The following is a 17,341-nucleotide window of genomic DNA, read 5'->3' on the forward strand; positions in this document are numbered from 1 at the left end:
GCCTCCAGCCTGGCCCACTCAGCCAGCGTTCAATTAACCAGGGCATTTGCCACCTCAGATATCGTTAAGGTGAAAACAAAACCAAAACCGCCCTGTGCTTCGCGCTGGACCGCACCTGTCCGAACTGTAGAAACACCTTCAAGATGAGCAAGTTCCTTTTCCAGCCCCTGTAAATCTTCAAGAAGGTTGGTGCGTCCCTTTACTATCAATTGCCCTTTTTGCAGTGTTAGGGAAGACAGCCAGGCCCCACCTGGCATAAAGCTAGCGATATGGATCAAACGTTTTTCCCAAATCCGAATAGCTTTTTGCTGCTCTTCACGAATGCGCTGCAAACGCAGTATTTCTTGGTTCTGCTTTTGTAAAACCAGCCGCTGCTGATAGAGATGCTGCAATGCTGATTGCATGCTTGTCAGGTGGTCGTTTCGTGCCTGCTGTAGGCGAATTTCCCATACGGTGAACTGCAGCGCGCCCATTACAAGCAACGGCACAAGCACCAAAATCAGGCTGAATAACAGGCTCCAGCGGCGTACACGTTGCTGGCGCTGTATCTGACGCCAGGGTAGTAAATTAATCAGGCGCATCAGCTGAATACTCTACCTATCGCCAGCGCTATCGCGACCGTAAACTCAGCGCCATTACGCGGTAATGGTGGCTGTAAACGGGAAAATGCTCGCCAGGCATCCAAAGATAAAATCTTCGCCGGTACTGGTGACGATTGCGCAAGGCTCAATGCAACCAACTCAGGCTCGGTTTTTAATTGCTGACACAAGTCGAAAATTGTTGGCACCGCGTTGGTATCACTCCATCCCCAACGTGGCACAGGCTCGGTAGAAGCCCACAGCCAATGGCCCTGTTCTTGATGAACCAGGTACTGATATTTCTCCAGACGACACGGAGAAACGAGTGCCGGCAATGCGCTGGCTCCGGGGGTTAGTGTCGTGGGATAGAGCCTTATCGCGGCCAGACTTTTGAGCAACGCAGCAACATCTGTCTGGCGCGCAGCTACTATCAAATGTGGGTCAGCAACATCTTGTGACGGTAAATAATCCCAACACAATTGAGCCGATGTCATTTGCAACTGACGGGCAGTTGCTGAGGCGATATAAGCTTCTCTTGCTGGTTCAGACAAACGTTTATCGGGAGCCGGGACCGGGCGTTGTAATGTCCGTGACACAGGAAAAGAGATGCGTATCTGGTGACGTAGAGGTAACTCTTTTCGCCACTCCACCAGTGCTTTAGTCAGCGCTTCAGTATTCATTATTAGCCCATCGCTGAAGGTGCCTTCAGGCAATGGCAATTGCCACCAATGCCGAAGTTGCCACCCTTGCCGTTGGCGCTGAACAGCCACAACACGAATGCTTTCGCGTTGAATATCCATGCCAATTTGCCAGGTTGTGAATACCATGTTTACGATCTCCTTATCGCCGGTTACGGAAAATGCCATACCAATGCCACTGGCTTGCCTTTATACTACCGCGCGGTTGTTTATAAACTGCCCAATGGAAACGTAATGGGAAATTTAAGGTGAAGTTCGTAAAGTATTTATTCATCCTTGCAGTATGTTGCATTCTGCTGGGAGCAGGCTCGATCTTCGGGCTCTACAAATTTATTGAGCCGCAGTTGCCTGATGTCGCCACGCTGAAAGATGTGCGACTGCAAATTCCAATGCAGGTTTATACAGCTGATGGCGAGTTAATCGCGCAATACGGTGAAAAGCGCCGTATTCCGGTTACGCTCGATCAAATTCCGCCGGTGATGGTGAAAGCATTTATTGCGACTGAAGACAGCCGTTTTTACGAACACCACGGTGTCGATCCGGTTGGGATCTTCCGTGCCGCCAGCGTGGCACTGTTTTCTGGTCATGCATCGCAGGGCGCAAGTACTATCACCCAACAGTTGGCACGTAACTTCTTCTTAAGTCCTGAACGCACGCTGACGCGTAAGATAAAAGAAGTGTTCCTGGCAATTCGTATTGAGCAGTTGCTGACCAAAGACGAAATCCTAGAACTGTACCTCAACAAGATTTATCTCGGTTACCGCGCTTATGGCGTGGGTGCTGCAGCACAAGTCTATTTTGGTAAGTCAGTTGATGAATTGAGCCTGAGTGAAATAGCGGTTATTGCCGGTTTGCCAAAGGCACCGTCAACCTTTAACCCGCTTTACTCGCTTGATCGTGCAACTTCCCGTCGTAATGTGGTGTTATCACGTATGTTGAGTGAGAACTACATCACTCAGGCGCAATACGATGAAGCGCGGAATCAGCCAATAGATGCGAACTACCACGCACCGGAAATCGCGTTCTCCTCACCTTACCTGTCTGAGTTAGTCCGCCAGGACATGGTTGCTAAGTATGGTGAGAAGGCCTATGAAGATGGTTATAAGGTTTACACCACCATCACTCGCAAAACGCAGGAAGCCGCGCAACAAGCCGTACGTAACAACGTAATGGCCTATGACATGCGCCACGGCTATCGCGGCCCATCAAACGTGTTGTGGAAAGTAGGTGAAACACCGTGGGACAAAACGAAGATTGTCGATTCGCTAAAGAATCTACCGACCTACGGCCCGCTTTTCCCTGCTGTGATTACAGAAGCATCACCGAATGAAGCTACCGCATTGTTGGCGGATGGCAGCGCCGTTTCCATCAATATGGACGGTATGCGCTGGGCGCGCCCTTATCGTTCAGATACTGCACAGGGCCCAACGCCACGAAAAGTGACCGATGTGGTGCAATCCGGGCAGCAAATATGGGTGCGTAAAGTCGATGATAATTGGTGGCTTGGACAAGTCCCGGATGTGAACTCCGCCCTGGTTTCCATCAACCCACATGATGGTGCTGTAGTCGCACTCGTCGGTGGCTTTGATTTCAACCAGAGCAAGTTCAACCGCGCAACGCAGGCATTACGTCAGGTTGGCTCCAACATCAAACCATTCCTCTACACAGCGGCAATGGATAAAGGTTTGACGCTGGCGAGCGTGCTCAATGATGTGCCAATTTCCCGCTGGGATGCTGGTGCGGGTTCCGACTGGCGACCGAAAAACTCCCCGCCAGAATATGCCGGACCAATAAGATTGCGTCAGGGCCTTGGTCAGTCGAAAAACGTGGTAATGGTGCGTGCGATGCGCGCTATGGGCGTGGATTATGCGGCTGAATACCTGCAACGCTTTGGCTTCCCTGCGCAAAACATCGTGCATACCGAATCGCTGGCATTAGGCTCGGCATCCTTCACACCAATGCAAGTCGCGCGTGGTTACTCGGTGATGGCTAACGGTGGCTTCCTGGTTGACCCGTATTACATCTCTAAAATTGAGAATGAAATCGGTGGCACAATCTTTGAAGCGAAGCCGAAAGTAGCTTGCCCGGATTGTGATATCCCGGTGATTTATGGTGAAACGCAGAAGTCTAACGTGCTGGAAAATCAGAATGTAGAAGACGTAGCGCAGTCTGAGGAAAAACAGAATGTTAGCGTTCCGATGCCGAAGCTTGAACAAGCGAATAACGAGTTGGTTGCGCAGAGCAGCCCGCCTGAATACGCGCCACATGTTATCAACACCCCACTGGCTTTCCTGATTAAGAGTGCGTTGAACTCAAACATCTATGGCGAACCAGGTTGGCAAGGTACTGGCTGGCGTGCAGGGCGTGATTTGAAACGCAATGATATCGGCGGCAAAACCGGTACGACAAACAGTTCGAAAGATGCATGGTTCTCAGGCTACGGACCGGGCGTGGTGACTTCTGTCTGGATTGGCTTTGATGATCATCGTCGCGATCTTGGACGTACATCAGCATCAGGTGCGATTAAAGATCAAATCTCAGGTTATGAAGGTGGGGCGAAGAGTGCTCAACCAGCCTGGGATGAGTTTATGAAAGCCGCACTGGAAGGTGTTCCGGAAGAGCCGTTAACGCCGCCACCGGGCATTGTTACGGTCAATATCGATCGCAGCACCGGGCAACTTGCCAATGGCGGGAATAGCCGTCCTGAATTCTTTATTGAAGGTACCCAACCGACGCAGCAGGCTGTGCATGAAGTCGGGACTACGATAATTGATAACGGCGAGACCCACGAGCTGTTCTAGGTAGTGATAAAGCCCGTTTCACCTTGAAACGGGCTTTAAGAGAAAAGTTACAAACGCCCCTGCTCTTTCAACCATTCACGCACGAGGAAAAGCGCACTCACATTCCGCGCTTCGCTAAAATCTTCCTCGTTAAGCAGATCAAGCATTGATTCTATCGGCCAAAGCACTTGCGGTAGTTCTTCTGGCTCATCACCTTCCAGAGATTCTGGATAGAGATTTTCAGCAATCACGATGTTCATTTTGCTGGAGAAATAGGACGGTGCCATCGTCAATTTTTTCAAGAATGTCAGCTGGTTAGCTCCAAAGCCAACCTCTTCTTTCAACTCGCGATTCGCTGCTTCAAAGACTGTCTCGCCCGGGTCAATTAACCCTTTAGAGAAGCCAAGTTCATATGATTCCGTGCCAACCGCGTATTCGCGAATCAAAATCAAATGGTTATCAACGATAGGGACTATCATTACAGCTTCGCGGGCAGATGGGCGCATGCGCTCATAGACTCGGCGCACACCGTTGCTGAACTCCAGGTCCACCGTTTCGACATTAAACAGCCGTGAACGAGCCACTGTTTCAACATGTAAAATGGTCGGTTTTTGTAATGGTTTGCTCATCGTTGCAGGGCTAACAGTAAATACAGGTGCTCCATTGTGCGTTATGCCACATATCTCACGCAACGGACATTAGTTATTATTTACATTTTTGCAACTTTAGGTGATTTTTCAAGACCTCCGTCACGTGTCAATAGACGACAAATGAAATAGGAATTTGCTGATATTTCTCGTAAAGTCGCTTTGCTAACATTATGTTACAGCAGGCTATACATACAAAAATGCCTCAAGATTGAGGCCGTACCTGCCGATAACGTTTTTTACACCCAGATGCTGTAAAGGGTGCAACTTGCTGCGTTTTAATAAGAAAACGAGTGTTTGATGGGGAAGGCATGAGCACCTTATTACTTCTTTTAGCTGCTATGCTGGCCTGCATCTTAATTGCGGGGTGGCTTATCTGGCGCAGCCTGCGTTTACGCGCTCGTGCTTCACAAGCCCAATCGTTTAGCGGTGCAACTTCGCGCAAGTTGACCACAGACGAACGCAGCGCCGTTGAAAACTATATTGAATCATTAGACCGCACGCAGGATATCGTGGGGCCTTCAGGTGCCAGTGCTGCACCGACAAAACTAGTATTAAATTCCCTGAGCAACACAGCACTTGCTCTCACACGCTCCATCACCCGCTATGGCTTATCAACTGACGACCCGAACAAGTGGCGCTATTACCTTGATTCAGTAGAGGTACATCTTCCGCCATTCTGGGAACAGTACATTACTAACGATAACTACGTTGAGTTGATTCGTACTGAAACCATGCCGTTGGTTATTTCCCTTAACGGGCACACCCTTATCGACTACAGCAGCGAAAATCGTGGTTTTGCACTGGAACAAACTCCTCATAGTCAGGCCTCTATTCGTGGCGAAGAAAGCGAACAGATAGAGCTGCTCAATATCCGCCAGGAAACGCCCGAAGAGTATGCACTGAGCCGCCCCGATGGGTTACGCGAAGCCATTCTTATTTGTGTCGCCTTTGTAATGCTGTTTTTGTGCCTGGTTACGCCTGCAGTTGTGTTGCCGTGGTTAGTCGGTGGTGCATTTATGCTACTGGCTGCGAGCCTTTGGGGCCTATTTGCGCCTCCGGCAAAGAATGCGCTGCGTGAGGTCCACTGTTTACGTGGGACACCTAAGCGCTGGGGGCTTTTTGGGGAATCGAATCAGGATCAGGTTAACAATATCTCTTTGGGGATAATTGATCTGATCTACCCTGCGCACTGGCAACCTTATGTTGCTCAGGACCTGGGGCAAAAAACCGATATTGATATTTATCTCGACAGGCATGTTATTCGCCAGGGTCGATTCCTGTCACTGCATGACGAAGTACGCAACTTCCCTATTCAGCATTGGGTTCGCAATCTGGTGATTGCCATTGGAAGCCTGGCCGTTTTAATCATGCTGACAATTTGGGTGCCGCTGGAGATGCCTTTAAAACTGAGTATCTCCAAGCTAAAAGGCGCGCAAACTATAGAAGCGACCACCGTAGCTGACCTCGATAAAACGACGCTTCGTGTTGGTGATACGCTGAAAGTAAACGGTACTGGCATGTGCAATATCCACACGCCTAGTAATTATACCAATCGACAATCTTATCCGTTTACCCCCTTCGACTGTTCGCAAATCATCTGGAATAACGCACAGGCGTTGCCGTTGCCTGAATCCGATATTATGGATAAAGCCACAGCACTAACTCAGGCGGTGAGTGGGCAAATTCATCCGCAAACCAGTGATGATTCAAAAGTTAACCCGCAGCTACGCAGCGCTATTCAGAAATCAGGCATGGTGTTGTTGGATGATTTCGCCGGTATTGTGCTGAAAACACAGGCACTATGTACCGCAGAAGATGAATGTGTGCGCCTGAAAAATGCGCTGGTCAATCTGGGTAATACCAAGGATTGGGATACGCTGACTAAGAAGGCAGATTCAGGAAAACTCACAGGCGTAAATGTTCTGCTGCGACCGGTCAGTGCCGAGTCACTAGATAACCTGGTCACCACCTCGACAGCGCCGTTCTTTATTCGTGAAACAGCACGCGCAGCACAGTCTCTGAACAGTCCTGCTCCTGCTGGATATGTGATTATTAGCGATGAAGGAAGTGATCTCGTAGACCAGCCTTTGCCACCGGTTCCGTTGTATGACATTCCGGCCCAGGAGCAGTGGAGTGAATTCCAACGCCTGGCAGATATGCTGCTTAAAACACCGTTTAGTGCCGAGGGCATTATTACCGGCATCTACCAGGATGCTAACGGTACGCAGCACATCACCCTGCATAAAATCCCGGATAGCAGCAGCATGTGGCGCTACATCAGTACTACACTGTTGCTTATCGGCATGATTGCCTGTCTGCTCATTAACAGCGTGCTGGCGATTCGCCGCTATCGCCGCAGCCGCAATCGCCTGGCGCAAATCCAGCAGTACTACGATAACTGTATAAATCCATCGTTAACCACGATCTCCGCTGTACGCCCGCTGTTCTAAACGTCACGCGGCAGGTTGTGCTAACCTGTCGCGCAGTTTCCTCTAATCAGGTCCGAACCTATGCATATTGATATTGCCTGGCAGGATGTCGATACCGTATTGCTCGATATGGACGGCACATTGCTGGATCTCGCGTTCGATAGCCACTTCTGGCAAAAATTGGTGCCAGAAACAGTCAGTGAGCAAAGGAACATTCCACTGGATGAAGCCCATCAGTTGATCGCCCGCGAATATCACGCCGTACAACATACGCTAAACTGGTACTGCCTGGATTTCTGGAGTGAGCGTCTTGGCCTGGACATTTGTGCCATGACTACAGCTCAGGGGCCAAACGCGGTGATACGTGAAGATACGGTCCCGTTCCTTGATGCCCTAAAATCCTGTGGCAAACGTCGTATTTTACTGACGAATGCTCACCCACATAATCTGGCTGTCAAACTTGAGCACACTGGTTTAGCTCAGCACCTTGATTTATTGCTTTCCACCCACACATTTGGTTATCCGAAAGAAGATCAGCGGTTGTGGCAAGCCGTTGCCGAGCATACCGGGCTGGAACCCGCCAGAACGCTATTTATTGACGATAGCGAAGCTATTCTGGATTCCGCCGCGAAGTTTGGTATTCGTTATTGCCTGGGCGTGACCAATCCCGATTCTGGCCAGGCTGGCAAAACTTATCAGCGCCATCCGGCATTGAACGACTATCGCCGACTACTCCCGAAGTTGATATCTAAGGAGTCGTGATGAAAGAAAAATCGTCTGAAGGTGTGCGTCTCGACAAATGGCTGTGGGCTGCTCGTTTTTATAAAACGCGCGCTATTGCCCGGGAAATGGTTGAAGGCGGTAAGGTGCATTACAACGGGCAACGCAGCAAACCGAGTAAAATCGTTGAGCTGAATGCCATGTTGACGCTACGCCAGGGCAATGACGAAAAAACCGTTAAAGTGCTGGCGCTAACTGAACAGCGCCGCCCGGCCACCGATGCCTCGCAGCTTTATGAAGAGACAGCAGAAAGTATCACTAAGCGGGAAAAAGTAGCGCTGGCACGCAAAATGAACGCGCTGACCATGCCCCACCCCGACCGACGCCCGGATAAAAAAGAGCGTCGTGATTTGATGAAATTTAAACACGGTGGCAACGAATAAAAGATGTCATCCGAATGAGAGAAAATTATGACCCAACACGACCAACTACATCGTTACCTGTTTGAAAACTTTGCCGTTCGCGGTGAACTGGTAACGGTTTCAGACACCTGGCAGCAAATCATGCAAAACCATGATTACCCAGCCCCGGTAAAAACCATTCTTGGTGAATTGCTGGTCGCAACCAGTCTACTGACTGCAACGCTGAAGTTTGATGGTGATATTACTGTGCAATTGCAGGGTGATGGCCCAATGACCCTTGCAGTGATTAACGGCAACAATAACCAGCAAATGCGTGGTGTTGCGCGTTTTAAAGGTGATATCCCTGCCGATGCGGATCTGAAAACGTTGGTTGGCAATGGCTATCTGGTCATTACTATCACTCCGGCTCAAGGGGAGCGTTACCAGGGTGTTGTTGGGCTTGAAGGTGATACTCTGGCGGCATGTCTGGAAGATTACTTCTTACGTTCCGAGCAGCTGCCAACGCGTCTGTTTATCCGTACTGGTGATGTTGAAGGCAAACCAGCTGCGGGCGGCATGTTGCTGCAAGTTCTGCCAGCGCAAGATGCGCAGGCTGACGATTTCAACCACCTGGCGGCACTGACTGAAACCATCAAGGCTGAAGAGTTATTGACCCTGCCAGCTAATGACGTGCTGTGGCGTTTGTACCACGAAGAAGAAGTGACACTTTACGATCCGCAAAACGTTGAGTTTAAGTGTACCTGTTCACGCGAACGCTGTGCCGATGCACTAAGAACTCTGCCGGATGAAGAAGTGAATAGCATCATTGCAGAAGAAGGCGAAATCGACATGAACTGTGATTACTGCGGCAATCACTACGTGTTCAACGCCATGGACATTGCAGAGATCCGCAACAACGCATCCCCAGCCGATCCGCAAGTGCATTAATGCCTTTTGCCCTTCCGTTTGTGGAAGGGCAAATCTGCGTTTCATAGAATTGAGTGCTTAATCACACCTCGTCCGTTAATCGCACTATTTTTTAACATATTCAGAATATTTTCCCTGCCGCATTAGCATTTCCTGCCATACTCTCACCCCGTTGTGACTCGCTTCACAGCGTTTTCCGCTATACCCAAGCTATTCAAAATGCAGGTAGGCGGCAATCGAATGAATCCCGATGAGCTTACTCAAGTAAGTGATTCGGGTAAATGAGAGCAGCCAATACCCCCGCATTTTGAAGGGCGAAGGGTATATATGGATTCGAGTGGATGCTCAAATCTATGATAGGTGTCGCGGTTAACAACCAATAAACAACCCTACAATCTCAGGCAGTACAAATTGGCTAAGGAGCAGTGAAATGCGAGTTAAAGGCATAACCCCGCAAGATCTCAAGGCTTATGGAATTCATGACGCAAGTGAAGTGGTTTACAACCCCGATTACGACACTCTGTATCACGAAGAACTCAACCCCAATCTGGAAGGTTTTGAGCGCGGCATAGAAACCAATCTCGGTGCAATAGCCGTAGATACCGGCATATTTACCGGCCGTTCCCCAAAAGATAAATACATCGTCCGTGACGACACCACCCGCGACACCCTGTGGTGGGCAGATAACGGCAAAGGTAAAAACGACAATAAACCGCTTAGTGAAGAAACCTGGCAGCATCTGAAAGGTCTGGTTACTACCCAACTCTCTGGCAAACGCCTCTTTATTATTGATGCTTACTGCGGTGCGAATGCAGACACCCGTCTGTCGGTGCGTTTTATTACCGAAGTGGCCTGGCAGGCTCACTTCGTTAAGAACATGTTCATCCGTCCAACCGAAGAAGAGCTTGAAACATTCGAAGCAGATTTTGTGGTAATGAATGGCGCCAAGTGCACCAACCCACAATGGAAAGAGCAGGGTTTGAACTCTGAAAACTTCATCGCGTTTAACCTCACCGAGCGCGTGCAGCTGATTGGCGGCACTTGGTACGGCGGCGAAATGAAGAAAGGGATGTTCTCGATCATGAACTACCTGCTGCCGCTAAAAGGCATCGCTTCAATGCACTGTTCGGCAAACGTCGGCGAAAAAGGCGATGTTGCTGTGTTCTTTGGCCTGTCTGGAACAGGCAAAACCACACTTTCTACCGATCCGAAACGCCGCCTGATTGGTGATGACGAACACGGATGGGACGATGACGGCGTGTTCAACTTCGAAGGCGGTTGCTACGCAAAAACGATTCGTTTATCCCAGGAAGCAGAGCCAGAAATTTATAATGCGATTCGTCGTGATGCGCTGCTGGAAAACGTAACGGTACGTGCCGATGGTTCAATTGATTTTGACGATGGTTCGAAAACCGAGAACACCCGAGTTTCTTACCCGATTTACCATATTGAAAACATCGTTCAGCCGGTTTCGAAAGCCGGGCATGCCAAGAAAGTTATCTTCCTGACGGCTGATGCTTTTGGTGTATTGCCACCTGTTTCGCGCCTGACTGCCAACCAAACCCAGTATCACTTCCTGTCTGGCTTTACCGCCAAACTTGCGGGTACCGAGCGTGGCATTACTGAACCGACTCCAACTTTCTCTTCCTGTTTTGGCGCTGCATTCTTATCGCTGCACCCGACACAATACGCAGAAGTGCTGGTGAAACGCATGCAGGCGGCAGGTGCACAGGCCTATCTGGTTAACACTGGCTGGAATGGCACAGGTAAGCGTATCTCCATTAAAGACACGCGCGCGATTATCGACGCTATTCTCAATGGTTCTCTGGACGATACCGAAACCTTCACGCTGCCAATCTTTGGTCTTGCTGTTCCAACAGCACTGGCAGGTGTGGAAGCCAATATTCTGGACCCGCGTAAAACGTACGCATCACCAGAACAGTGGCAGGAAAAATCGGAGCAACTGGCTAAGTTGTTTATCGAGAACTTCGAGAAATATACCGACACTCCAGCGGGTGCAGCCCTTGTAAGCGCAGGGCCAAAGCTTTAATTTTCGAATAGCAAATGAGTTCGTAAGGTGGATTGGCGCAAGTGACATCCACCATCTACGCTAACCCGACCTACAAAAAAGCGAACCTTAAAGGTTCGCTTTTTTATTTATCACTCAGCTTTCTTTTAGCTGGCTGACCGTTTTGTTCATCGGTAACGGTAAATAAGCCCGTATCCGCAAACCGCCCCGCTCGCTAACGCCGATATCCAACAGGCCGTTATGGTTGTCGATAATACGCTGCACAATCGCCAGCCCTAAACCGGTGCCGCTGGTGCTCCGCGCGCTATCGCCACGCACAAAAGGCTGGAACAGGTGTTTGAGCTGGTCAGGTTTAATCCCTGGGCCGTCATCTTCCACCTGGAACCAGGCGCGGTTTAACTCGCCGCCACTGCTGACTTTAATCCAGCCATTTCCGTAACGCGCAGCATTCACCACCATATTGGCCACGGCACGTTTAATGGATAACGGGTGGATGTTGACCAGCAATTCGCCGGCTTGCAGATCGGTGTCGATTTCTCGCTCGTATCCACTTTCCGCAGCCACCACTTCGCCCAACACGGTATTGAGATCGGCAGTTTCCAGCGGCATCTCTTGCCCTGTACGCAGGTAATCGATGAACTGCTCGATTATCGCATTACACTCTTCGATATCTTTGTTAATCGATTCAGACAGATAGCCATCTTCTTCACTCATCATTTCTGTTGCCAGACGAATACGAGTGAGGGGGGTACGCAGATCGTGACTAACACCCGCCATTAGCAGCGTGCGGTCATCGGCGAGTTGCTTCACACCAGCAGCCATATGGTTGAAGGCTCGCGTTACCGAGCGCACCTCAGAAGCACCATATTCACGAAGCGGTGGTGGAATGATCCCCTTACCTACTTGCAAAGCAGCATGTTCAAGGTCAACCAAGGGTCGGTTCTGAATACGAATAAACAGCCATGCGCCACCTATCGCCAGCAGCATTATTGCAAGCGTATAGCGGAACAGTGGTGAGAAGTCGCCCTGATGAATTTCAGTCAGAGGAACGCGAACCCAGATATTCGGTGACAGCCAAGTCTTCAACCAGACAACTGGCGAGCTTTTGTTAACCTCAACACGAACTTCGGTTGGGCCACCCAACTGCTGCGCCATTTGATGGCTGAGGAATTCGTAATGCTGAGCCCAGCGTAAACCCGCGTCTTCCGCCGCTTCATTGGAATAAAGAGAGATACCCAATTCACGGTAGATTTCACGCCGAAATGCAGGCGGAACCACCAGTTGCGTGCCATCTTCCAGTTGCAGCTTATCGGTCATCAGCATACGGACTTCGTAAGCCAGTACCTTATTAAACTGTTGCAAACTCGGCAGAATGGCGAAGTTCAACACCACAAGATATGTCGTCACCAGGCTGACGAACAGCAAGGTGACGATCAGTAACAGCGTGCGTGCAAACGAGCTTCTGGGGGAGAAGCGGACTCGCCTCATGCCTTGGAACCGTCCGGCACGAATACGTAGCCCAGGCCCCATACGGTCTGGATATAGCGTGGATGCGCAGGGTCTTCTTCAACCATGCGGCGCAGGCGGGAGATCTGCACGTCAATAGAACGTTCCATCGCACTGTATTCACGGCCACGGGCCAGGTTCATCAGCTTATCGCGTGATAATGGCTCACGAGGGTGGCTCACCAGTGCTTTCAGCACCGCGAACTCGCCGCTGGTTAATGGCATAGGCTCGTCTTCACGGAACATCTCACGGGTGCCGAGGTTCAGCTTAAACTTACCAAACGCAATAACCGCCTCTTCCTGAGAAGGAGCGCCCGGCAGTTCATTGGCCTGGCGGCGCAGAACAGCACGGATACGCGCAAGCAGTTCACGCGGGTTAAATGGTTTTGGAATGTAGTCATCGGCACCAATTTCCAGACCAACAATACGGTCAACTTCTTCGCCTTTGGCGGTGACCATAATGATTGGCATTGGATTGCTTTGACTGCGCAGACGGCGACAAATAGACAAGCCATCTTCACCTGGTAGCATCAGATCAAGCACCATCAGGTGGAAGGACTCACGGGTTAGCAGGCGATCCATCTGTTCTGCGTTAGCAACGCTACGGACCTGGAAGCCTTGTTCGGTGAGATAACGTTCTAACAGCGCGCGCAGGCGCATGTCGTCATCCACGACCAGAATCTTATAATTCTCTTGCATTCTTATACTCCCAAAGGCACGAACAGTGAGTGCGTATTCTTAAAAAACTGGAGCGTTACGACCAGTCAAATCTGGTATATATTCTAGTCGAAATTGTTACAAAGCATATTAAACAGATGGTTATAGGCACTTTTTAACACAGAATAATGACTTACTTCGCAAATCTCCGGGATTGCCATCACCCTGATATTTCGGTTTAAATCACCTTTAATTGTTTCACCCATGCAAGGCTTGCTGATGAAAACGCCATTAATTACCCGCGAAGGCTATGAAAAGCTCAAACAAGAAAAGGACTACTTGTGGCGTGAAGAGCGTCCAGAGGTGACAAAAAAGGTCACCTGGGCGGCAAGCCTTGGCGATCGCAGTGAAAATGCCGACTACCAGTACAACAAAAAACGTCTGCGAGAAATAGATCGTAGAGTGCGTTATCTCACGAAATGCCTCGAACAGTTGAAGATTGTCGACTATTCGCCGCAACAGGAAGGCAAAGTGTTCTTCGGCGCGTGGGTTGAGATTGAAAACGATGCAGGAAACCAGATGCGTTTTCGCATTGTGGGCTACGACGAAATTTTTGGGCGCAGAGACTACATCTCTATCGATTCGCCGATGGCGCGTGCGTTGCTGAAAAAAGAAGTCGGCGACTTGGCCATCGTGCAAACACCTGCCGGTGAAGCGCAATGGTACGTTAACGAAATCGAGTATGTGAAATAGCCCGCAGGCCAGCAACAGAACCGTCCGATTCATCACCTCTCGGGCGCTGTAGCTGGCATTTTTGCCCTCCAATCCGTATAACTACACCCCTGATATGTCAGTCTACACAGATGAAAAAACCATGATGAATGATTCACTCTGCCGCATTATTGCCAGCGAGCTTAAGGCCAGAAATGAACAGGTTGACGCCGCCGTTCGCCTGCTGGATGAAGGGAATACCGTGCCGTTTATTGCACGTTATCGTAAGGAAGTCACCGGCGGTCTGGACGACACGCAACTGCGTCAACTGGAAACTCGTCTGGGCTATCTGCGCGAATTAGAAGACCGTCGCCAGACGATCCTCAAGTCCATTACCGAACAAGGCAAACTGACCGACGAACTCGCCGCGGCCATCAACGGCACGCTGAGCAAAACCGAGCTCGAAGACCTCTATTTGCCGTATAAACAAAAGCGTCGCACACGTGGCCAGATTGCTATCGAAGCAGGTCTGGAGCCGCTGGCTGAGTTGCTGTGGAATGACCCTTCCCACACGCCGGAAGAAGCCGCTGCAAGTTATGTTGACGCCGATAAAGGTGTTGCCGATACCAAAGCCGCACTCGATGGCGCACGCTACATTCTGATGGAGCGTTTTGCCGAAGATGCGGCGTTGCTTGCAAAAGTGCGTAACTACTTGTGGAAGAACGCGCACCTGGTCGCAAACGTGGTTGCAGGCAAAGAGGAAGAAGGCGCGAAATTCCGCGACTATTTCGACCATCACGAACCGATTGCCACCGCTCCTTCTCACCGCGCCCTCGCCATGTTCCGTGGCCGTAACGAAGGCATTTTACAGCTCGCGCTGAATGCCGATCCGCAACACGATGAACCACCGCGTGAAAGCTATTGTGAACAAATCATTATCGACCATCTCGGTTTGCGCCTGAACAATGCTCCGGCAGACACCTGGCGCCGCGCAGTGGTGAGCTGGACCTGGCGCATTAAAGTGCTGATGCACCTTGAGACGGAGCTGATGGGTACAGTACGTGAACGCGCCGAAGACGAAGCGATCAACGTTTTTGCCCGTAACCTGCATGATTTATTGATGGCAGCCCCTGCTGGACTGCGTGCGACTATGGGTCTCGACCCAGGTTTGCGTACCGGCGTGAAAGTGGCAGTAGTTGATGCAACTGGCAAACTTGTTGCCACCGACACCATTTACCCACACACCGGGCAGGCCGCGAAAGCTGCTGTTGCAGTTGCTGCACTGTGCGAAAAACATAACGTCGAGCTGGTTGCTATTGGCAACGGCACAGCATCGCGTGAAACCGAGCGCTTCTTCCTCGATGTGCAGGAGCAATTCCCGAAAGTCACCGCACAAAAAGTGATTGTCAGCGAAGCGGGCGCATCGGTGTATTCCGCATCCGAGCTTGCAGCGCTGGAATTCCCTGATTTAGACGTATCTATTCGTGGCGCAGTTTCCATTGCTCGTCGCCTGCAAGACCCACTGGCTGAGCTGGTGAAAATCGATCCTAAATCTATCGGTGTCGGCCAGTATCAACACGATGTCAGCCAGTCTCAACTGGCGAAGAAACTGGATGCGGTAGTCGAAGACTGCGTAAACGCCGTTGGCGTGGATCTGAACACCGCCTCTGTGCCGTTACTGACTCGCGTGGCAGGTTTAACGCGCATGATGGCGCAGAACATCGTTAACTGGCGTGATGAAAATGGCCGTTTCCAGAACCGCCAGCAGTTGCTGAAAGTGAGCCGTCTGGGGCCAAAAGCCTTCGAGCAGTGTGCAGGCTTCTTGCGTATTAACCACGGTGATAACCCGCTGGATGCCTCCACCGTTCACCCGGAAGCGTACCCGATTGTTGAGCGTATCCTGGCTGCGACCGAACAGGCACTACAGGATTTGATGGGTAACGGTGAAGCGTTACGTGGCCTGAGTCCACGTGATTTCACCGATGAGCGTTTTGGTGTGCCAACGGTTACCGACATCATCAAAGAGCTGGAAAAACCAGGCCGTGACCCGCGTCCTGAGTTCAAAACAGCGAAGTTTGCTGATGGCGTTGAAACCATGAACGATCTTCAGCCTGGCATGATTCTGGAAGGTGCCGTCACCAACGTGACTAACTTTGGCGCATTTGTGGATATCGGCGTACATCAGGATGGTTTGGTCCACATCTCCTCACTTTCCGACAAATTCATCGACGACCCGCACAAAGTGGTGAAAGCCGGTGATATCGTCAAAGTGAAAGTCATGGAAGTGGATCTGGCGCGTAAACGTATTGCGCTCACCATGCGTCTGGATGAGCAGCCAGGTGAAACCACGCGTCGTAGCAGCGCACCGCGTGAGCAAAACGAGCGCCGCCCGGTACAACAGCAGAAACCTCGTGGGCGTGACAACGCCAACAGCAGTAGCGCAGGCAACAGCGCGATGAGTGATGCACTGGCAGCAGCATTGGGTAAGAAACGTTAACTCTTAATGCTGATTTCCCCCTCTCCTTTCATCAGGAGGGGGCGGAATAAACCTGCATCTATTCCCCAGCGTTAAATTCAGCACAATTTGCCTCTTTCATGCCCGGCAGCTAATGAATAACATTTCTTTAGCATCCGCGATAATTCTTCAGAAAATAGAGTGAGTTTGCGATAGATCAATTTTCGCAAAAATTTAAAAACATCACTAATATTTATCAAACATGTAACACATGAAATATCATGACAACATTACCAGAGATAAAATAATAAAATTAGCATTTTAAAATAAACATAACATACTGTTATTAATCAATTTTATATAAAAACAGCATATACGCCCAACATTTCTAATAAATAAAATCTCCCTGAAAAAATAAATTCAAACGAGTCATTCGCCACAAAAATAATTATTGAAGAGAGAAACCATTCTCATTATCATTGATTTGTTCGTTATTTCTCCTCAATGCCCAACGATATTTTTAAATACCCGAGCCCAACTCTAAGTAGGTCCTATGCGTTTCTTACCAAGTAGTGCGTGGAAGATTACCGGCTTTTCCAGCGAAATTAGTCCGTCATACCGCCAAAAATTATTATCACTCGGTATGTTGCCTGGTTCTTCATTCAACGTTGTACGTGTTGCGCCGTTAGGCGATCCGATTCATATCGAAACACGTCGCGTCAGTTTGGTACTACGTAAAAAAGATCTCGAATTACTGCATGTTGAAGCCATTGCCTGATTGGCGGGGTGAGCGCTCGCGCT

The 17,341-nt window shown here is 50.0% G+C and carries 14 protein-coding genes; 9 read left to right on the plus strand and 5 right to left on the minus strand.

All coding sequences use genetic code 11. The annotated features are described in order from the left end of the window. Positions 1–29: 29 nt before the first annotated feature. Entirely contained in the window at positions 30–581 is a 552-nt protein-coding gene (locus LVQ76_RS12145) for a PilN domain-containing protein (protein WP_232863790.1), read from the minus strand. Continuing rightward, on the minus strand, positions 581–1,405 hold the full coding sequence (gene pilM / locus LVQ76_RS12150; RefSeq protein WP_232863791.1) for a type IV pilus biogenesis protein PilM: 825 nt from the start codon (positions 1,403–1,405) through the stop codon (positions 581–583). Before pilM ends, LVQ76_RS12145 begins: the two co-directional genes overlap by 1 nt. A 119-nt stretch (positions 1,406–1,524) precedes the next feature. On the opposite strand from pilM, the gene mrcA reads away from it, so the two are divergent. Then, positions 1,525–4,077 carry a peptidoglycan glycosyltransferase/peptidoglycan DD-transpeptidase MrcA gene (gene mrcA, locus LVQ76_RS12155; RefSeq protein ID WP_232904787.1) on the plus strand — a complete coding sequence of 851 codons (2,553 nt, stop codon included), beginning with the start codon at positions 1,525–1,527 and terminating at the stop codon, positions 4,075–4,077. Between the two features lie 47 nt (positions 4,078–4,124). Here the strand turns inward: mrcA and nudE are convergent, their stop codons facing one another. Continuing rightward, on the minus strand, positions 4,125–4,685 hold the full coding sequence (gene nudE, locus LVQ76_RS12160) for an ADP compounds hydrolase NudE (RefSeq protein WP_134185664.1): 561 nt from the start codon (positions 4,683–4,685) through the stop codon (positions 4,125–4,127). Between the two features lie 329 nt (positions 4,686–5,014). Here nudE and LVQ76_RS12165 point away from each other — a divergent pair, with 329 nt between their 5' ends. The 5 genes from LVQ76_RS12165 (at position 5,015) to pckA (ending at position 11,233) form a co-directional block, all read left to right on the plus strand. Continuing rightward, a complete protein-coding gene (locus tag LVQ76_RS12165) occupies positions 5,015–7,156 on the plus strand; it encodes an intracellular growth attenuator family protein (protein ID WP_232921732.1) in 2,142 nt (713 codons plus the stop codon). Between the two features lie 60 nt (positions 7,157–7,216). Next, positions 7,217–7,897 carry a GMP/IMP nucleotidase gene (yrfG, locus tag LVQ76_RS12170; protein ID WP_232921733.1) on the plus strand — a complete coding sequence of 227 codons (681 nt, stop codon included), beginning with the start codon at positions 7,217–7,219 and terminating at the stop codon, positions 7,895–7,897. Beyond that, on the plus strand, positions 7,897–8,298 hold the full coding sequence (gene hslR, locus LVQ76_RS12175; RefSeq protein ID WP_064514338.1) for a ribosome-associated heat shock protein Hsp15: 402 nt from the start codon (positions 7,897–7,899) through the stop codon (positions 8,296–8,298). Before yrfG ends, hslR begins: the two co-directional genes overlap by 1 nt. A 27-nt stretch (positions 8,299–8,325) precedes the next feature. After that, the gene (gene hslO / locus LVQ76_RS12180; RefSeq protein WP_064514340.1) at positions 8,326–9,204 is read left to right on the plus strand and encodes an Hsp33 family molecular chaperone HslO; all 879 of its coding nucleotides are present in this window, start codon (positions 8,326–8,328) and stop codon (positions 9,202–9,204) included. Between the two features lie 409 nt (positions 9,205–9,613). After that, positions 9,614–11,233 carry a phosphoenolpyruvate carboxykinase (ATP) gene (gene pckA, locus LVQ76_RS12185; RefSeq protein ID WP_232863797.1) on the plus strand — a complete coding sequence of 540 codons (1,620 nt, stop codon included), beginning with the start codon at positions 9,614–9,616 and terminating at the stop codon, positions 11,231–11,233. A gap of 114 nt (positions 11,234–11,347) precedes the next feature. Here the strand turns inward: pckA and envZ are convergent, their stop codons facing one another. Together envZ and ompR are read right to left on the minus strand one after the other, a co-directional pair. Next, a complete protein-coding gene (envZ, locus tag LVQ76_RS12190; protein ID WP_151993674.1) occupies positions 11,348–12,700 on the minus strand; it encodes a two-component system sensor histidine kinase EnvZ in 1,353 nt (450 codons plus the stop codon). Next, positions 12,697–13,416 carry an osmolarity response regulator transcription factor OmpR gene (gene ompR, locus LVQ76_RS12195; RefSeq protein ID WP_001157751.1) on the minus strand — a complete coding sequence of 240 codons (720 nt, stop codon included), beginning with the start codon at positions 13,414–13,416 and terminating at the stop codon, positions 12,697–12,699. The genes envZ and ompR overlap by 4 nt, the downstream gene beginning before the upstream one ends. A gap of 237 nt (positions 13,417–13,653) precedes the next feature. Between ompR and greB the strand changes: the two genes are divergently transcribed. The 3 genes from greB to feoA all read left to right on the plus strand — a co-directional run bounded on the left by greB (position 13,654) and on the right by feoA (position 17,318). Beyond that, a complete protein-coding gene (greB, locus tag LVQ76_RS12200; RefSeq protein WP_064514344.1) occupies positions 13,654–14,127 on the plus strand; it encodes a transcription elongation factor GreB in 474 nt (157 codons plus the stop codon). Between the two features lie 121 nt (positions 14,128–14,248). After that, the gene (locus LVQ76_RS12205; protein ID WP_232921734.1) at positions 14,249–16,582 is read left to right on the plus strand and encodes a Tex family protein; all 2,334 of its coding nucleotides are present in this window, start codon (positions 14,249–14,251) and stop codon (positions 16,580–16,582) included. 511 nt (positions 16,583–17,093) lie between these two features. Continuing rightward, positions 17,094–17,318, plus strand: a complete 225-nt coding sequence (gene feoA, locus LVQ76_RS12210; RefSeq protein ID WP_064514348.1) for a ferrous iron transporter A — start codon at positions 17,094–17,096, stop codon at positions 17,316–17,318. Positions 17,319–17,341 lie beyond the last annotated feature (23 nt).

Origin of the sequence: Buttiauxella cochleicola, assembly GCF_021283185.1 — a bacterium.
GTDB lineage: Bacteria > Pseudomonadota > Gammaproteobacteria > Enterobacterales > Enterobacteriaceae > Buttiauxella > Buttiauxella massiliensis.